Below are 19,939 nucleotides of genomic sequence, written 5' to 3'. Positions count from 1 at the left end.
CGGTGGAGCTGCGTAATGACTTGAGGTCGGTTACGGGGCTGCGGTTGCCGGCGACGTTGGTGTTCGATTATCCGACGCCGGGTGATCTGGCGCGGTATCTGCGGGATGAGCTGGTGGGCCCGGAGGGCCCGGAGGCGGCACTTGTGCCTGCTGCCGGTGCCGTTGCCGCTGGTGTTGCTGGTGGTGGTCGGGTTGTCGGGGATGATCTGGTCGCGATTGTGGGGATGAGTTGTCGTTTTCCGGGGGGTGTGGAGTCTCCGGAGGATTTGTGGCGGCTGGTGGCCGGTGGCGGGGATGGTGTGTCGGTCTTCCCGTCGGATCGGGGCTGGGATCTGGAGGGGTTGTATCACCCGGATCCGGATCATGCGGGGACGTCGTATACGCGGGAGGGGGGTTTCCTGTACGGGGCGGGGGAGTTCGATCCGGGGTTCTTCGGGATCAGTCCGCGTGAGGCGTTGGCGATGGATCCGCAGCAGCGGTTGCTGCTGGAGACGTCGTGGGAGGCGTTGGAGCGGGCGGGGATTGATCCGGGGTCGGTGCGGGGGAGTCGGACGGGTGTGTTCGCGGGGGTGATGTATCACGACTATCTGGCGGGGCTGGTGGAGTTCCCGGAGGGGGTCGAGGGGTATATCGGGACCGGGAATGCGGGGAGTATTGCGTCGGGCCGGGTGGCGTACACGTTGGGGCTTGAGGGTCCTGCGGTGACGGTGGACACGGCCTGCTCCTCCTCGCTCGTTGCCCTGCATCTGGCGGCTCAGGCGTTGCGCAGTGGTGAGTGTGATCTGGCGTTGGCCGGTGGTGTGGCGGTGATGGCCACGCCGGAGACGTTCGTGGACTTCAGCCGGCAGCGTGGGCTGGCCCCCGACGGCCGGTGCAAGGCGTTCGCGGCGGGTGCGGACGGCACCGGCTGGGGTGAGGGTGCGGGCATGCTGCTGGTGGAGCGGCTGTCGGATGCCCGTAAGAACGGCCATCCCGTGCTGGCGGTGGTGCGCGGCTCGGCGGTCAACCAGGACGGTGCGAGCAATGGCCTGACCGCTCCCAACGGGCCCTCGCAGCAGCGGGTGATCCGGCAGGCGCTGGCGTCGGCCGGCCTGAGCACGTCGGACGTGGATGCGGTGGAGGCGCACGGCACGGGCACCCGGCTGGGTGACCCGATCGAGGCGCAGGCCCTGCTGGCCACCTACGGCCAGGAGCGTGCCCAGGACGCGCCGCTGTGGCTGGGCTCGATCAAGTCGAACATCGGTCACACGCAGGCCGCGGCCGGTGTCGCCGGGATCATCAAGATGGTGATGGCGATGCGGCACGGCACGCTGCCGCAGACCCTCCACGTCGACGAGCCGACGCCGCACGTCGAATGGTCGGCGGGCGCGGTCGAGCTGCTGACCGAGGCCCGGGACTGGCCGCAGACCGGCCGCCCGCGCCGCGCCGGTGTGTCGTCCTTCGGCATCAGCGGCACCAACGCCCACACCATCATCGAACAGGCACCGGCTTTCGAGGATGAGCTGGTGCAGGTCGAGGGCGGTGACAACGCTCCGAAGACTCCGACTGTCGTGCCTTGGATGCTGTCCGCCAAGAGCGCCGAAGCACTGCACGCCCAGGCGGAGCGGCTGCGTAATCATGTGGAAGACAACTCCGACATACGGCTCACCGATGTCGGCTATTCGCTGGCGATCGGCCGAGCCGCCTTCGAGGAGCGGGCGGTTCTGATCGCCGGCAACCGCGATGAGTTCCTGCAGCAGCTGGGCGCTCTGGCGAGCGGGGAATCGCCCGTCGGCGTGGTCAAGGGCTCTACGACCGGAGGGAAGCTCGGCTTCCTGTTCACCGGTCAGGGCAGCCAGCGGCTGGGAATGGGCGGGGAGCTGTACGAGGCCTATCCGGCCTTCGCTCGGTCACTGGACGAGATCTGCGGGCACTTCCAACTTCTGCTGGCTGACGCCCTGTTCGGAGATGATGCCGAGCTGATCGACCAGACCGCGTATACGCAGCCCGCGTTGTTCGCCGTCGAGGTGGCGCTGTTCCGGCTGCTGGAATCGTGGGGCGTGCGGCCGGACTTCGTCTCCGGTCACTCGATCGGTGAGATCGCGGCCGCGCACTGCGCGGGTGTGCTCTCACTTGCGGACGCCTGCACGCTGGTCGCCGCGCGTGGCCGGTTGATGCAGGAGCTACCCGCCGGTGGTGCGATGGTGGCCGTCGAGGCCGCCGAGGACGAGGTCATCCCGTACCTGACGGACGCTGTGAGCATTGCGGCCGTCAACGGTCCCACCTCGGTGGTGGTCTCCGGTGACGAGGACGCCGTACTCGGCATTGCTGCTGCCTTCGAGGAGCAGGGCCGGAAGACGAAGCGTCTGACGGTCAGTCACGCGTTCCACTCGCCGCACATGGACGGGATGCTGGAGGCCTTCCGCGAGGTTGTCGAGGGCTTGTCGTACGAGGCCCCGCGCATCCCGGTTGTCTCCAACCTCACTGGCACCCTCGCAACCCCGGACGAGCTCTCCAGCCCCGACTTCTGGGTCCGTCACGTCCGCGAAGCCGTCCGTTTCCACGACGGCATCCGTACGCTCGAAGCGCAGAACGTCACCACGTTCATCGAGCTCGGCCCGGACGGTGTCCTCTCGGCGATGGCGCAGGACTGCGTCACCGGGGACGGCCACACGTTCATCCCCGTGCTGCGCAGGAACCGTCCCGAGGCGACGAGCCTCACCACGGCCCTGGCCCAGGCCCACGTCCGAGGCGTCGAGATCGACTGGCAGACGCACTTCGCGGGTACCGGTGCACGTCGGGCCGACCTGCCCACCTACGCCTTCCAGCGGGAGCGTTACTGGCTGGAGATCCCCGCTGTTCCCGCTGCCGGCCGGAGTGCTGCCGAAGCCGACTCGGTGGACGCGCGTTTCTGGGAAGCAGTGGAACGCGAGGATCTCGCATCACTTGCCGAGGCTCTCGACATGCCTGCGGCCGACGGCGACGCGCTGGAAGCCGTACTGCCGGCGTTGTCGGCGTGGCGTCGGCAGGTGCGTGAGCGGTCGGTGGTGGACGGCTGGCGTTACCGGGTGGTGTGGAAGCCGGTGGCCGGGCGTGCGGCTGGTGTCGTGTCCGGTACGTGGCTGGTGGTCGTACCGGAAGAGGGCGTGGACGCGGGTCTGGCCGGGGCCGTTGCGGCGGTGCTGTCCTCCCGGGGTGTTGACGTGTGCACCGTGACGTTGCCGGCGGGGCTGGAGCGGCATGAGGTTGCCGAGGTGCTCCGGTCGGCGGTGCCCGCGGAGGCCGGTGCTTCCGGAGTGCTCTCTTTGCTGGCGTTGGACGAGACCGCTGGTGTGTCGGTGTCTGCCGTGTTGGTGCAGGCGTTGGGTGATGCGGGCATTGATGCGCCGTTGTGGTGTGTGACGCAGGGTGCCGTGTCGACGGGTCGTTCGGACCGGTTGGGCAGTGCGGTGCAGGCCGGTGTGTGGGGTCTGGGCCGGGTCGCGGCGCTGGAGGTTCCGGCGCGCTGGGGCGGTCTGGTGGATCTGCCGCAGGGTGTGGTGGATGAGCGTGCGTGGGGGCGGTTTGCGGATGTGCTGGCCGGTGTGGGCGGCGAGGATCAGGTCGCGGTACGTGCGTCCGGGATCTTCGCGCGTCGGCTGGAGCGTCCGGCGCAGAGCGAGGCCGTTCCGGAGGACGGCGCATGGACGCCGAAGGGTGCCGTCCTGGTCACCGGCGGTACGGGCGCGCTCGGCGCCGAGGTCGCCCGCTGGCTGGCAGGCAACGGAGCCGGGCACCTCGTCCTGACCAGTCGGCGGGGTGCGCAGGCGCCGGGTGCGGCCGAGCTGGAGGCGGAGCTGGTTGCGGCGGGTGCCCGGGTGACCATCGCCGCCTGTGACGTGGCGGACCGTGAGGCGCTGGCACGGCTGCTGGAGCCGCTGCGCTCCGAGCTGACAGCGGTGATCCACACCGCGGGTGTGCTCGATGACGGCGTGCTGGATGGGCTGACCCCGGAGCGGTTCGAGCGCGTGTGGCAGGCCAAGGCCGACTCGGCACGCCATCTGCACGAGCTGACCCGTGATCTGGACCTGTCGGCGTTCGTACTCTTCTCGTCGATCAGCGGCACGCTGGGCAGCAGCGGACAGGCCAACTACGCCGCCGCGAACGCCTACTTGGACGCGCTCGCTCAGCAGCGCCGGACGGACGGCCTTCCCGCCACCTCCATCGCCTGGGGCGCCTGGGCCGCGGGCATGGCCGCCGACGACGACATGGCAGAGCGGATGCGCCGCGGTGGCGTACCGCCGATGGCCGTCGACCCGGCCATCCGCGCGCTGCGCCAGGCTGTCGACTCCGGCGAGGCCGTGCTGACCGTGGCCGACTTCGACTGGGAGCGGCTGACGCCCGGCCTGGTGGCGGTGCGGCCCAGTCCGTTCATCGGCGATCTGCCTGAAGTGCGCAGGGTCCTCGACAATACGGACGGCCTCGCCGCAGGGAGTGCCGGAAGCAGCGCGGGAGCTCCGCTCGCGGAACGGCTCGCCGCGATGTCCCGCGCCGAGCAGGAGCGCACGGTCCTCGACCTGGTCCGCATCCATGTGGCCGCGGTGCTCGGGCACAGCGGCTCCGCGGCGATCGGGGCGGAACGCGCCTTCAAGGAGCTCGGATTCGACTCGCTGACCGCGGTGGAGCTGCGCAATCGGCTCGGCGCGGCGACCGGTGTCGACCTGCCCGCCACGCTCGTCTTCGACCATCCGTCGGCGTCCGCGCTGGCCGACCACCTCCGGACCGAACTGCTGGGAACCGGGGCGGCGGTCGACGGCCCGGTGTCGCGGGCGGCCGAGGTGGCGGACGATCCGATCGCCATCGTCGCGATGACCTGCCGCTTCCCCGGCGGCGTACGGTCGCCGGAAGACCTGTGGCAGTTGCTGGCCAACGGCGGGGACGCGATCGCCGAGTTCCCGCACGACCGCGGCTGGGACCTCGAGCGCCTCTACAGCCCCGACCCGGACCAGCAGGGCACGTGCTACACACGCGAGGGCGGATTCCTCTACGACGTCGCCGAGTTCGACCCGGCGTTCTTCGGGATCTCGCCGCGTGAGGCGCTCGCCATGGACCCGCAGCAGCGGCTGCTGCTGGAGACCACCTGGGAGGTGTTCGAACGGGCCGGGATCGACCCGGCGGCCGCCCGTGGCAGCCAGGCCGGCGTGTTCGTGGGCACCAACGGCCAGGACTACGACTCGTTCGCGCAGACCCTGCCGGACGGCATTGAGGGATATCTGGGCACGGGCAACGCGGCGAGCGTGGTCTCCGGACGGCTCGCCTACGTCTTCGGCCTCGAAGGCCCCGCGATGACGGTGGACACGGCCTGCTCGTCCTCGCTGGTCGCCCTGCACCTGGCCGCCCAGGCGCTGCGCAGTGGTGAGTGCGATCTGGCGTTGGCCGGTGGTGTCACGGTGATGTCCTCGCCGGGCGCGTTCATCGAGTTCAGCCGGCAGCGTGGTCTTGCTGCCGACGGCCGGGTGAAGGCGTTCGCGGCGGGTGCGGACGGCACCGGCTGGGGCGAGGGTGTGGGCATGCTCCTGGTGGAGCGGCTCTCCGACGCCCGCCGCAACGGCCACCCCGTGCTGGCGGTGGTCCGCGGCTCGGCGGTGAACCAGGACGGCGCGAGCAACGGCTTGACCGCCCCCAACGGTCCCTCGCAGCAGCGCGTCATCCGCCAGGCCCTCGCCCACGCCCAGTTGTCGGCGTCGGACGTCGACGCGGTGGAGGCACACGGCACCGGCACCACGCTGGGTGACCCGATCGAGGCGCAGGCGCTGATCGCCACCTACGGGCAGGAGCGTGCCGGGGACCGGCCGTTGTGGCTGGGCTCGATCAAGTCGAACATCGGTCACACGCAGGCGGCGGCCGGTGTCGCGGGCATCATCAAGATGGTGTTGGCGATGCGGCACGGTGTGCTGCCGCAGACCCTGCACGTGGACGAGCCGACGCCGCACGTGGGCTGGTCCGCGGGTGCGGTCGAGCTGCTGACCGAGGCGCGGGAGTGGCCGGAGACCGGCCGCCCCCGCCGGGCGGCGATCTCCTCCTTCGGTTTCAGCGGCACCAACGCCCACACCATCCTCGAAGAGGCCCCCGCCGGCCACACCACCGAGGTGACGGCACCGGCGACACCGCCCGCCGTCCAGACCTGGGTGCTGTCCGCCAAGTCCGAGGACGCGCTGCGGGCGCAGGCCGAGCGTATGCGGGTACGGCTCGCTACGGGCGCGGAGATACGGCCGGTCGATGTCGCCTATTCGCTGGCGACGTCACGAGCGGCTCTGGAACTGCGCGCTGCCGTCGTCGGCGGTGACCGGGAGGTCCTGCTGGAGGGGCTCGCCGCGCTGGCGGCGGGGGAGCCGGGCCCGCAGGTGCTCCGGGGCGCGGCAGGCGACGGTCGCACGGCGCTGCTCTTCACCGGTCAGGGCAGCCAGCGGCCGGGGATGGGCCGGGAGCTGTACGACGCCTATCCGGTGTTCGCGGATGCGCTGGACGCGGTGTGCGCCCACCTGGATGCCCACCTCGAACGGCCGCTGCGTGAGGTGATGTTCGGCGAGGACGAGGAACTGCTCGGCCGGACGTCGTACACGCAGCCCGCGTTGTTCGCGGTGGAGGTGGCGCTGTTCCGGCTCCTCGAATCGTGGGGCGTCAAGCCGGACTTCGTCTCCGGTCACTCGATCGGTGAGATCGCGGCGGCGCATTGTGCGGGTGTGTTCTCGCTGGAGGACGCCTGCACGCTGGTCGCCGCGCGTGGCCGGCTGATGCAGGAGCTGCCAGCCGGTGGGGCGATGGTGGCGGTGCAGGCGGCCGAGGACGAGGTCATCCCGTACCTGACGGACGTCGCGAGCATCGCCGCGGTCAACGGTCCCACCTCGGTGGTGGTCTCCGGTGACGAGGACGTCGTACTGCGGATCGCGGCCCGCTTCGAGGAGCAGGGCCGTAAGACGAAGCGCCTGACGGTCAGTCACGCCTTCCACTCCCCGCACATGGACGGCATGCTGGCCGACTTCCGCAAGGTCGTGGAGGGCCTGTCGTACGAGGCCCCGCGGATCCCGGTCGTCTCCAACCTCACCGGCGCCGTCGCGGCCGCCGAGGAGATCGGCACGGCCGACTTCTGGGTGCGCCACGTCCGTGAGGCCGTGCGCTTCCACGACGGCATCCGTGCCCTCGAAGCGCAGGATGTGACCACGTTCATCGAGCTCGGACCGGACGGGGTCCTGTCCGCGCTGGCGCAGGAGTGCGTCACCGGCGACGACCATGCCTTCCTCCCCGCGCTCCGCGCGGGCCGTCAGGAGGTCGACACCCTCGCCGCGGCGCTCGCCGCGGCGCACACCCGAGGCATCGTCATCGACTGGCAGGCCTACTACACCGGCACCGGCGCCCGCCGCGTCGACCTGCCCACCTACCCCTTCCAGCGTCGGCGGTACTGGCTCGACGACGCCGTGCACGCCGCGGCGGAGCCGGGCGGCGATGCTCCGGACCACTCGGACGAGTCCCGTTTCTGGGAGGCCGTCGACAACGCGGACCTGACCGCGCTCACCGCCGAGTTGGCGATCGACGCGAACCAGCCGCTGAGCGACGTACTGCCGGCACTGTCGGCGTGGCGCCGGCAGCGGCAGGAGCAGTCCACCGTGGACGGCTGGCGCTACAGGGTGGTCTGGAAGCCGCTGGCCGAGCCGGACGCGGCGCGGATGACGGGCACCTGGCTGACCGTGGTGCCCGCCACCGGGGCGGACGACGCCCGCGTGCGTGAGGTCGTCGACGCGTTGCGCTCGGCGGGCGTCACCGTACGCCGGATCACGCTCACCGACACGGACACCGGTACCGACGCGGACACCAGCACGGACACCGGCACCGGAGTCGACACCCGCACGGAGTCCGCCCTCCTTGCCGAGCGCCTGCGCGCCGAGCTGGGCGGCGAGACGCCACAGGGTGTCCTCTCGCTGCTGGCGCTGGACGAGCGGTCGCATCCGCGGTACGCGGCGGTCTCCCGGGGAGTGCTGCGCACCGGAGACCTGGTGCGGGCGCTCGGGGAGGCCGGCGTCGACGCTCCGCTGTGGTGTGTCACCGAGGGAGCGGTGGGCACCTCGACGTCGGACCGGCCGCGCAGCGCCGCACAGGCGCAGGTGTGGGGGCTGGGCCGGGTAGTGGCACTGGAACACCCCGAGCGGTGGGGCGGTCTGGTCGACCTGCCCGAGACCCTCGACGAGCGCGCCGCCGCGCGCCTGGTCGCTGTCCTGGCCGGAGCCGGCGACGAGGACCAGCTCGCGCTGCGGACACCGGGAGTTCTGGTACGCCGCCTGGCCCACGCGTCGGAGAAGGACACGCAGGTCCCCGCCGCCGGCGCATGGAAGCCTCGGGGCACGGTCCTGGTGACCGGAGGCACGGGGGCGCTCGGTGCCCACGTGGCCCGGTGGCTCGCCGGCAACGGCGCCGAGCACCTGGTGCTCACCAGCCGACGCGGACCCGAGGCACCCGGAGCCGAGGCGCTGACCGCCGAGTTGACCGGGATGGGCGTCCAGGTGACGGTCGCCGCGTGCGACGTCACCGACCGGGACGCACTTGAGGGGCTGCTGGCAGGAGTGCCCCGCGTGACTGCCGTCGTGCACACCGCGGGCGCCGGCCAGTACGCGCCGCTCGCGCAGACGGGTCCCGGCGACATCGCCGAGGTGATGGCCGCCAAGGTGACGGGTGCGGCGCACCTCGACGCGTTGTTCGCCGACGCACCACTGGACGCTTTCGTGCTGTTCTCGTCGATCGCCGGTGTGTGGGGCAGCGGCGGCCAGGGCGCCTATGCGGCGGCCAACGCCTTCCTCGACGCACTCGCCGAACAGCGCAGGGCGCGCGGACTGGCGGCCACCGCCATCGCCTGGGGCCCCTGGGCCGACGGCGGCCTGGTGGCCGACGACGAGGCGGCCGAGCAGCTGCGCCGCCGTGGGCTGCCGGTGCTGCCGGTACAGCGGTCGATCAGCGCTCTGCAGGGAGCGTTGGATCGTGCCGAGACGACGGTGACGGTCGCCGACGTCGACTGGGAGCGCTTCGTACCCGCGTTCACCGCCGCACGGCCGCGTCCCCTCATCGCCGACCTGCCCGAGGTACGCCGCGTGCTCGCCGAGGCGGACACCGGCACCGGGGCCGAACGCGGGGGCGACGGCGCGGCGCAGGACGCCGAGTCGCTGCGGCAGCGGCTGTCCGCGCTGTCCGGCGCCGAGGCGGAGGACATGCTGCTGGACCTGGTACGCACGCACGTCGCGGCGGTGCTGGGGCACAGCGGCAGCACCGCCGTGGAAGCAGGGCGCGCCTTCAAGGAGCTCGGTTTCGACTCGCTCACCGCCGTCGAACTGCGCAACCGTCTCGGGACCGCGAGCGGGCTCAGGCTGCCCGCGAGCCTGGTCTTCGACCACCCGACGCCGGCCGCGGTCGCCGGACACCTGCGAGCCGAGCTCCTCGGCGAGCAGAGCGCACCGGCGCTCCCCGCAGTCGCCGAGATCGACCGACTGGAGTTCATCCTGTCGTCCGTCGCGGCGGACAGCGCGGAACGCGCGAACGTCACCGCTCGCCTGGAGAAACTGCTGCGCAAGTGGAACGAGACCGACAGCGCGACCGCCGGTGACGACGACGGCAACGACCTGGAATCGGCGTCGGTCGACGACATCTTCGACATCATCAACAACGAATTCGGACGCTCCTGACGTGATGAGCGCACACAATTCCGTGCCGTTTCCGGCTCTTCTCAAGGGGTGACGTTTCAGTGGCTACCGCAAATGAAGAAAAGCTTCTGGACAATCTGAAGTGGATGACCGCTGAGCTGCGCCGGGCCCGTCGCCGCCTCGACGAGGTGGAGACGGATGCCCGGGAGCCCATCGCGATCGTCGGCATGAGCTGCCGCTTCCCGGGCAGCGTGGGATCGCCCGAGGACCTGTGGCGCCTGGTGGCCGACGGCGGGGACGCCGTTTCCGGATTCCCTGCCGACCGGGGCTGGGACATCGACGCGATGGCCGATTCGGATCCGGATCGCAAAGGCACCTTCTACAACACCGGCGGCGGATTCCTGGACGGCGCAGCCGAATTCGACGCCGAATTCTTCGGCATCTCGCCGCGTGAGGCACTGGCGATGGACCCGCAGCAGCGGATCCTGCTGGAGGCTTCCTGGGAGGTGTTGGAAAACGCCGGAATCGATCCCGTGTCATTGCGGGGCAGCCGTACGGGAGTCTTCGTCGGCGCCGGATCGATGGGCTACGGCGCCGACCTGAAGGAGACGCCCGAAGACCTCGAAGGCCTCATGCTGACCGGCGGCGCCACCAGCGTGCTCTCCGGCCGTATCGCCTATGTCCTCGGCCTGGAGGGACCGGCGGCCACCGTCGACACCGCCTGCTCCTCCTCACTGGTCGCCCTGCACTGGGCCACTCAGGCGCTGCGACAGCGCGAGTGCTCACTCGCGCTGGTCGGCGGTGTGACGGTGATGCCGTCGCCCGATGTGTTCGTGGAGTTCAGCCGGCAGCGGGGGCTGTCCGCCGACGGCCGCTGCAAGTCGTTCGCCGCGGCGGCGGACGGCACCGGCTGGTCCGAGGGCGTGGGCGTGCTGCTGGTCGAGCGGCTGTCCGACGCCCGGAAGAACGGGCACAAGGTTCTGGCTGTGGTGCGGGGCAGCGCCGTCAACCAGGACGGCGCGAGCAACGGCCTGACGGCGCCCAACGGACCCGCGCAGCAGCGGGTGATCCGTCAGGCGCTGGAGAACGCCCGGCTGTCGGCCGGTGAAGTCGACGCGGTGGAGGCGCACGGCACCGGAACCCGGCTGGGTGATCCGATCGAGGCGCAGGCGCTCATCGCCACCTACGGCCAGGAGCGTGCCGAGGAGCGGCCGCTCTGGCTGGGCTCGCTGAAGTCCAATATCGGGCACGCGCAGGCCGCCGCGGGTGTCGCCGGGGTCATCAAGACGGTGATGGCGATACGTCATGGTGTGCTGCCGAGGACGCTGCATGTGGACGAGCCGACGCCGGACGTGGACTGGTCGGCGGGTACGGTGCGGCTGCTGACCGGGGCGCGGGAGTGGCCGGAGACGGGTCAGCCGCGCCGGGCCGCGGTCTCGGCCTTCGGTGTGAGCGGCACCAATGCGCACACGATCATCGAGCAGGCACCTCAGCTGGAGGTCGAGGAGGGGGCGCAGGACGGCCTCGTACCGCTGCCGGTGGTGCCGTGGGTGTTGTCGGGTCGGACCGAGGGTGCTCTGCGGGGGCAGGCGCGGCGGTTGCTTGACCGTGTCGCCGGGGACTCCGGTTGCGAACCGGTCGATGTGGCGTATTCGTTGGCGACGACGCGTGCTGCTTTGGAGCGGCGTGCGGTGGTCGTGGCGGGTGGTCGTGACGGTCTGTTGGCGGGGCTTGAGGCGCTGGCCGAGGGGCGTGGCACGGCGGCCGGTCTGGTGACCGGGTCGGTCGCGTCGGGCAAGACGGCATTCTTGTTCACCGGTCAGGGCAGTCAGCGTGCGGGCATGGGCCGGGAGTTGTACGACGCGTATCCCGTGTTCGCCCGGGCGCTGGACGAGGTCTTCGAGCGGTTCGAACTGCCGCTGCGGGAGGCGGTGTTCGGCGACGAGCCGGGGATCCTGGACCAGACGGCGTACACCCAGCCCGCGTTGTTTGCGGTGGAGGTGGCGCTGTTCCGGCTGCTGGAGTCGTGGGGTGTGCGGCCGGACTTCGTCTCCGGCCATTCGATCGGTGAGATCGCGGCTGCGCATTGTGCGGGTGTGCTCTCACTCGCGGACGCCTGCACGCTGGTGGCGGCGCGTGGTCGGCTGATGCAGGAGCTGCCGTCCGGTGGGGCGATGGTGGCGGTGCAGGCGACCGAGGACGAGGTCACCCCGTACCTGACCGACGCAGTGAGCATCGCCGCGGTCAACGGCCCGACCTCCGTGGTCATCGCGGGCGACGAGGACGCCGTGCTCGGCATTGCCGCTTCCTTCGAGGAGCAGGGCCGCAAGTCGAAGCGTCTGACGGTCAGTCATGCGTTCCACTCCCCGCACATGGATCCGATGCTGGAGGCCTTCCGCCAGGTCGCCGAAGGCTTGACCTACGAGGCTCCGCGGATCCCGGTGGTCTCCAACCTCACCGGCGCTCTCGCGACCGCCGAGGAGCTCACTGACCCCGGCTTCTGGGTCCGTCATGCCCGAGAAGCGGTGCGCTTCCGCGACGGCATCGGCACCCTCGAAGCCCAGAACGTGACCACGTTCATCGAGCTGGGCCCCGACGGTGTCCTCTCGGCGATGGCGCAGGACTGCCTCACCGGCGAGGACCACGCGTTCGTACCGGTGCTCCGCGCGGGCCGCCCCGAACCCGGGACCCTGACCGCGGCCCTCGCCCAGGCGCATGTGCGTGGTGTCGGCATTGACTGGGAGGCCTGTTTCGCGGGTACCGGCGCAGGGCGGGTGGAGTTGCCGACGTATGCGTTCCAGCATCGGCACTACTGGCTGGCACCCGGTTCCCGAGCCGGTGACGTGACCGCCGCCGGTCTGGAGGAGGCCGGTCATGCGCTGCTGACTGCCGCGGTACCCGTGGCCGGTGCCGACGCGTATGTGTTCACCGGCCGGTTGTCTCCGCAGACCCATCCTTCGCTCAACGAGTACAGGCTTGCCGGGAACGCCGTGCTGCCCGGTGCGGCGTACGTCGAACTGGCCCTCCACGCAGGCGACCAGGCCGGTTGCGACCACCTGGTGGAGCTGACGCTCCACGAACCGCTGATCGTGCCGGCGCAGGGTGCGGTGCGGGTCCAGGTCGTGGTGGACTCCGCCGATGAGGGCGGACGGCGGACTTTCACCGTCTCCTCGCACGCCGGACGGCACGACGGGGACGGGGACATACCGTGGCGGCGCCATGCCAGCGGCGTACTAGACGCGGCGGCGCCGGAGCCGGCGTTCACGCTGACGGAATGGCCGCCGGCCGATGCGCAGGGTGTCGAAGTCGGCGCTCTGTACGAGGATTACGAGGCGGTCGGGCTCGAATGCGGGCCGCTGTACCAAGGGATGAGTGCCGTCTGGCGGCACGGGGACGAACTCTGCGCCGACGTGCGGCTTCCCGAGGGCGCGGACACCACCGGCTTCGCCCTGCACCCCGCGCTGCTGGAGGCAGCCGCGCACCTCGCCGCGGCGTGCGGTTCCGGCGCCCCGCTCGTACCGGCGGCCTGGCACGGCGTCGCGCTGTACGCGGTGGGTGCCACGGAGGTGCGGATGCGGCTCACACCCGCCGCGGGCGGCACTTTCCTGCTGGAGGCGGCGGACGCCACCGGTGCGCCGGTGGCTCGCGTCGACCGCCTCACCCTGCGCCCGGCGGCGGAGACCGTCCCGGCCGACGGCGCGCGTGCCACCGGCCTCGTGCCCCTGTTCGAGCCGGTCTGGTCCGAGATCGTCGCCCCTGACGCCGAGCCGGTCTCCGCCGCGCTGGTCTCGGCACACCCGCTCGAACCGTCCGACTCGGCCATGGAGCGGTACGACGACCTGGCCGCGCTCGCCGCGGCCGCCGACGCAGGCATGACCGTCCCGGACGTGCTCCTCGTGTCCTGCCCACCCCCGGCATCCGGCGATCCGCAGCCGCAGTCGGCACCCGCCCCGCACACCGCACATGCCGCGCACGGCGCGGCGCAGTGGGCGCTCGCCCTGGCCCAGGAGTGGCTGGCGGACGAACGCTTCGCCGGCTCGCGCCTGGCCTTCGTCACGCGCGGCGCCGTGGCCACGGCCGACGAGGACGTCACCGACCTGGCCGGCGCCTGTGTGTGGGGCCTGGTGCGCTCCGCGGAGACCGAGAATCCCGGTCGGTTCCTCCTGGTCGACCTGGACCCCGAGGACTCCGCGGTCTCCGTGCCCGCCGAGGCGCTGATGTGCACGGAGCCGGAACTGGCCGTACGCGGCGGCGGACTGCTCGCCCCGCGGCTGATCCGTGCGGCGGCCGGAGCGGAGCGGCAGCCCCGCCCGATCGACCCGCAGGGCACGGTGCTGGTGACGGGCGGAACCGGCACGCTGGGTGCGCTGTGCGCCCGGCACCTGGTGACGGAACACGGTGTACGGCATCTGCTGCTGGCCGGCCGCCGGGGGCTCGCTGCCGATGGCGCCGAGGAACTGGTCGCCGAGCTCGCCGAGTTGGGAGCCGAGGTGACCGTGGCCGCCTGCGACGCGGCCGACCGTGAGGCGCTGGCCGCCCTGCTGGCCTCCGTACCCGTTGAGCACCCGTTGACCGCCGTGGTGCACACGGCGGGCGTGCTCGACGACGGCGTGCTTCCCTCGCTGACGCCCGATCGCCTCGAGCGAGTGCTGCGGCCCAAGGTGGACGCCGCCTGGCATCTGCACGACCTCACCCGCGACCTGGACCTGTCGGCATTCGTGCTGTTCTCGGCGGCCGCCGGAGTCCTCGGCAGTCCCGGACAGGCCAACTACGCCGCGGCCAACGCGTATCTCGACGCGCTGGCCCGGCACCGCAGCGCCCAGGGCCACGCGGCGATCTCGCTGGCCTGGGGCCTGTGGGCCGAAGCCAGCGGAATCACCGGAGGTCTGGACGAGGCCGACCTGCGGCGCATGGCACGGGCCGGCATGGGCGCGCTCTCCTCGGCGGAGGGCATGGCCCTGTTCGACAGCGCCCTGCGCAGTGACCGGTCCGTTCTCCTCCCCGCCCGCCTGGACCTCGCGGCCATCCGCGACGCAGCGGCCGGCACCGGATCGGTCCCCCCGCTGTTCCGTACGCTGATCCGTGCCCCCCGGCGGCGTGGTGCCGCCACGGCGGCCGACGGCGGCTCGGCGCTGGCCGGCCGGCTGCGTGGACTGCTCCCCGCCGATCAGGAGCGGACTCTGCTGGAGCTCGTGCGCACCCATGTGGCGGCCGTGCTGGGCCACTCCGGACCGGAGTCGGTGGAGCCGGCACGGGCCTTCAAGGACGTGGGCTTCGACTCCCTCACCGCCGTGGACCTGCGTAACCGGCTGAACACGGCGACCGGACTGCGCCTGCCGACCACGCTCGTCTACGACTACCCCAACGCCTCGGCGCTCGCCCGCCATCTGCGCGAGACGCTCCTCGGCACCGGGAACGCGACCGGCGCCGCCGAGGTCGTACCGCTCGCAGGCGGTGCCGGTGGCGACGATCCCATCGCCGTCGTGGCCATGAGCTGCCGCTTCCCCGGTGGCGTGGCCTCGCCCGAAGAGCTCTGGCAGCTGCTGGAGTCGGGGAGCGATGCCATCTCCGGCTTCCCCGTCGGCCGCGGCTGGGACGCGGACGCGGCTTCGTACTCGCCGGACGGCGGCCCCGCCCGGGCGGGAGGCTTCCTGCACGACGCGGACCGGTTCGACGCGGCGTTCTTCGGGATCTCGCCGCGTGAGGCGCTCGCCATGGACCCGCAGCAGCGCCTGCTGCTGGAGACCTCCTGGGAGGCCTTCGAAAGCGCCGGGATCGACCCGGGTGCGCTGCGGGGCTCCCGCACCGGCGTGTTCGTCGGCGCCGCGTACAGCGGTTACGACACCGGACTCGACGACATGGCGGACACGGTCGCCGGTCACGTGATGACCGGCAATGCGAGCAGCGTCATATCCGGCCGGGTCGCCTACGTCCTCGGTCTCGAAGGCCCCGCGGTGACGGTGGACACGGCGTGCTCCTCCTCGCTGGTCGCCCTGCACTGGGCGATCCAGGCGCTGCGCAACGGCGAGTGCGCGCTCGCCCTGGCCGGCGGTGTCACCGTGATGTCGACACCCGGCACTTTCGCCGAGTTCAGCCGTCAGGGCGGCCTGTCGGCGGACGGCCGGTGCAAGGCGTTCGCGGCGGGTGCGGACGGCACCGGCTGGGGTGAGGGTGTGGGCATGCTGCTGGTGGAGCGGCTCTCGGACGCCCGCCGCAACGGTCACCCCGTGCTGGCGGTGGTCCGCGGCTCGGCGGTGAACCAGGACGGTGCGAGCAATGGTCTGACGGCGCCGAACGGTCCGTCGCAGCAGCGGGTGATCCGTCAGGCGCTGGCGAGTGCCGGGCTGTCGGCCGCCGATGTGGATGCGGTGGAGGCGCACGGTACGGGTACGACGCTGGGTGACCCGATCGAGGCGCAGGCGTTGCTGGCCACCTACGGCCAGGAGCGTGCCCAGGACGCGCCGTTGTGGCTGGGTTCGATCAAGTCGAACATCGGTCACACGCAGGCGGCGGCCGGTGTCGCGGGGATCATGAAGATGGTGCTGGCGATGCGGCATGGTGTGCTGCCGCAGACCCTGCACGTGGACGAGCCGACGCCGCATGTCGATTGGGCGGCAGGTGAAGTGTCGCTGCTGGCCGAGGCGCGGGAGTGGCCGGAGACCGGGCGTCCGCGCCGGGCGGGTGTGTCGTCCTTCGGTATCAGCGGCACCAACGCCCACACGATCATCGAGCAGGCGCCCGAGGTGGAGGCGGAGGCCGAGGCGGTGCCGGGTGCGGTGTTGCCGGTCCTGCCCTTCGCGCTGTCGGCCGGCAGCGGGCAGGCACTGCGTGAGCAGGCCGAGCGGCTGCACGCGCAGCTTGCCGCACAGCCGGGGCTGCGCCCGCTGGACCTCGCCTACTCCCTGGCGACGGGTCGTGCCGGGTTGGAGCAGCGGGCCGTACTGGTCGTCGATGCCGATCACGAGGAGGCGCTCCCGCGGCAACTGCGCGCACTGGCCGACGGCGAGCCGCCGGCCGGCACCGCGCAGGATGTGCCGACGGAGGGCAAACTGGCGTTCCTGTTCACCGGTCAGGGCAGCCAGCGACTGGGCATGGGCCGGGAACTCCACGACACCTACCCGGTCTTCGCCCGGGCCTTCGACGAGGTGTGCCAGGGTCTCGACCCCGCCTTGAAGGACGTACTTTTCGGCGAGCAGGGCGACCTGATCGACGAGACGGCATACGCACAACCGGCCCTGTTCGCGATCGAGGTCGCACTCTTCCGGCTGCTGCAGGCCTGGGGCCTGCAGCCGGACTTCCTGGCGGGCCACTCGATCGGCGAACTGGCCGCGGCGCACTGCGCCGGTGTGCTGTCCCTGGAGGACGCCTGCACTCTGGTGTCCGCTCGGGCGCGTCTGATGCAGCAACTGCCCGACCGCGGCGTCATGTTGGCCGTCCAGGCCACCGAGGAGCAGGTCACGCAGTATCTGACCGATCAGGTCGGCATCGCGGCCGTCAACGGCCCCACTTCGGTGGTCATCGCGGGCGACGAGAGCGAGGTGACGCGGATCGCGTCCGGACTCGCCGGACAGGGGGTGAAGACCAAGCGCCTCACGGTGAGCCACGCGTTCCACTCGCCGCTCATGGAAGGCATGCTGGCCGACTTCAGGAAGGTCGCCGAGGGACTCGTCTACCGTCCGCCGGCCACGCCGGTCGTCTCGTGTCTCACCGGAGCCGTGGTGGGCCCCGGCGAGATGGACACACCGGAGTTCTGGGTGCGGCATGCCCGCGAGGCGGTGCGGTTCCTGGACGGCGTGCGGGCACTCCGGACGCAGCAGGTCACCACGTTCCTCGAACTCGGCCCGGACGGTGTCCTCTCGGCGCTGGTCCAGGACTGCCTCGACGGCTCCGACGCGGTCTGTCTGCCCGCCCTGCGCAGGGGACGGCCGGAGGCCCGGACACTGACCACCGCACTCGGCCGCGCTCACGCGCGCGGCGCACACATCGACTGGCAGGCGTACTTCGCCGATACCGGCGCCCGCCGCGTCGACCTGCCCACCTACGCCTTCCAGCGTCGCCGGTTCTGGCCCGAAGCGCCCCTGGCGGCCGCGGGAAGGCAGGACGGCGGCGCCCCGGACGTCGTGCACGAGCGTTTCTGGGCGGCGGTCGAACGCGAAGACCTGAGCGAACTCGGCGCCGAACTGGCCGTGGACGCGGACCAGCCGCTCAGCGCCGTACTCCCGGCGCTGGCGTCCTGGCACCGGCAGCAGCGCGAACGCTCCACCGTGGCGGAGCGTCGCTACCGCGTCGCGTGGAAGCGGCAGGCGGAGACGCAGGTCCGTTCCGAGTCCGCGACCGTGCGCATGGCCGGGACCTGGCTGACCGTGGTGCCGACCGCACTGTCCGACGACTCCTGGATCGACGGCCTCACCGGCGCACTGGAGCGCGCCGGGGCCGGCATCGTGCGGGTCCCTGTCGGCGTGCCGGACGAGGACGTCGAAGCGCTGGCCGAGCGGCTGCGGCGAGCGGCCGCCGACGTGCCCGACGCCGTACCCGTCACCGGTGTGCTCTCCCTGCTCGCGCTGGACGAGCAGCCGCATCCCGGGCACCCCGCCGTCCCCGCCGGACTGGCGCTGACCGCCGCCGTGACACAGGCCCTCCCGTCGGCCGGCATCGGCGCGCCGCTGTGGTGCGTCACCCGCGGCGCGGTCGCGGTGGACGGCGACGACCCGCTGCTCAGCACCCTCCAGGCCCAGGTCGCCGGCCTGGGCCGGGTGACGGCGCTGGAGGAGCCCGAGCACTGGGGCGGCCTGGTCGACCTCCCGGAGACCGTCGACGAGCGGACCGCCGACCGGCTGGTCGGCGTTCTCACCGCCGACGGCGCCGAGGACCAAGTGGCGGTCCGGCCCTCCGGCACCTACCTGCGCCGACTCGAACGCGCGCCTCGGGACACCACCGGTCCCGCCAGCTCCTGGACACCGCGTGGCACGGTGCTGGTCACGGGTGGCACGGGCGCACTCGGTGCCCACGTCGCCCGCTGGCTGGCGCGCAACGGCGCAGAGCGGCTGGTGCTGCTCAGCCGCCGCGGCGCCGACGCCCCGGGCGCGGCCCGACTGACCGCCGAACTGTCCGGCCTGGGTGCCGAGGTGACGATCGCGGCCTGCGACGTGGCCGACCGGTCCGCGCTCCAGGCCCTGGTCGGGAAACTCGCCGCGGACGGTGCGCCGGTGCGCGCGGTCGTGCACGCGGCGGGCGTGTCGCAGCCCCCGGGCACCGCGACGGCTCTGCCGGAGTTCGCGGAGGTCGTCGCCGCCAAGACCACCGGCGCCGTACACCTGGACGCCCTCTTCCAGGACGACACGCTGGACGCCTTCGTGCTGTTCTCGTCGATCGCCGGCGTGTGGGGCAGCGGCGGCCAGGGCGCCTATGCGGCGGCCAACGCCTTCCTCGACGCGCTCGCCGAACAGCGCAGGGCGCGTGGACTGGCGGCCACCGCCATCGCCTGGGGGCCCTGGGCGGACGGCGGCATGGCCGCCGAAGGGGACGCGGAGGAACAACTGCGCCGCCGAGGACTGCCGCCCATGGCACCGGAGACCAACCTGGCGGCACTGCGGGAGGCCGTCGGCGCCCCCGAGGCCACCGTCACCGTCGCCGACGTGGACTGGGCGCGCTTCGCCCCGGCCTTCACCGCCGCCCGTCCCCGCCCGCTCATCGCGGACCTGCCGGAGGTGCGCGCAGCCCTGCACGGCGACGACGGCACACCCGGCGACCCGGGGGGCGAAGCCCCCGCCCTGCGCGAGCAGTTGACCGGGCTCGACACCGACGACCGTACGACCCTGCTGCTCGATCTGGTGTGCACACATGCGGCGCTCGCCCTGGGACACGATTCGCCCGACGCCGTCGAGGCCGGCCGTGCCTTCAAGGAACTGGGCTTCGACTCCCTGACCGCCGTAGAGCTCCGCGACCGGCTCAGGACCGCCACCGGACTCTCCCTGCCCGCCACCCTGGTGTTCGACTACCCGAACCCCGCCGCGCTCGCCGGGCACCTGCTGGCCGCGCTGCTGCCCGACGGCGGCACCGGCCCCGCGCCGGACGGCGACCCGCAGGAGGCCGAGCTGCGCAGGAAGCTGGCGGCGCTCCCGCTCGGCCGCATCCGGGAGGCGGGCCTGCTGGAGGCACTGCTGGAACTCGCCGACCCCCAGCCGACCCCAGCCGCCGACGACGGTGATCAGGGGTTGTCCCCCGACGACATCGACGAGCTGGACGTGCAGCATCTGATCGATATGGCTCTCGACGGCAACCAGCCCTGACGCGCCCGA

The 19,939-nt window shown here is 72.1% G+C and carries 2 protein-coding genes; both read left to right on the top strand.

Annotated features, from left to right (window positions below; genetic code table 11):
• Window positions 1–9,683, top strand: a 9,683-nt coding sequence (locus P2Q00_RS29080; RefSeq protein WP_439145906.1) for a type I polyketide synthase, incomplete at its 5' end; no start/stop codon positions are given.
• Window positions 9,684–9,742: 59 nt separating this feature from the next.
• On the top strand, window positions 9,743–19,930 hold the full coding sequence (locus P2Q00_RS29075) for a type I polyketide synthase (protein WP_275776017.1): 10,188 nt from the start codon (window positions 9,743–9,745) through the stop codon (window positions 19,928–19,930).
• The last annotated feature ends 9 nt before the right edge of the window (window positions 19,931–19,939 follow it).

This window comes from Streptomyces coacervatus (genome assembly GCF_029223485.1).
GTDB classification, from domain to species: Bacteria; Actinomycetota; Actinomycetes; order Streptomycetales; family Streptomycetaceae; genus Streptomyces; species Streptomyces coacervatus.
The sequence above is the reverse complement of the archived record's forward strand: the minus strand, read 5'-3'. Positions and strand labels throughout refer to the sequence as shown.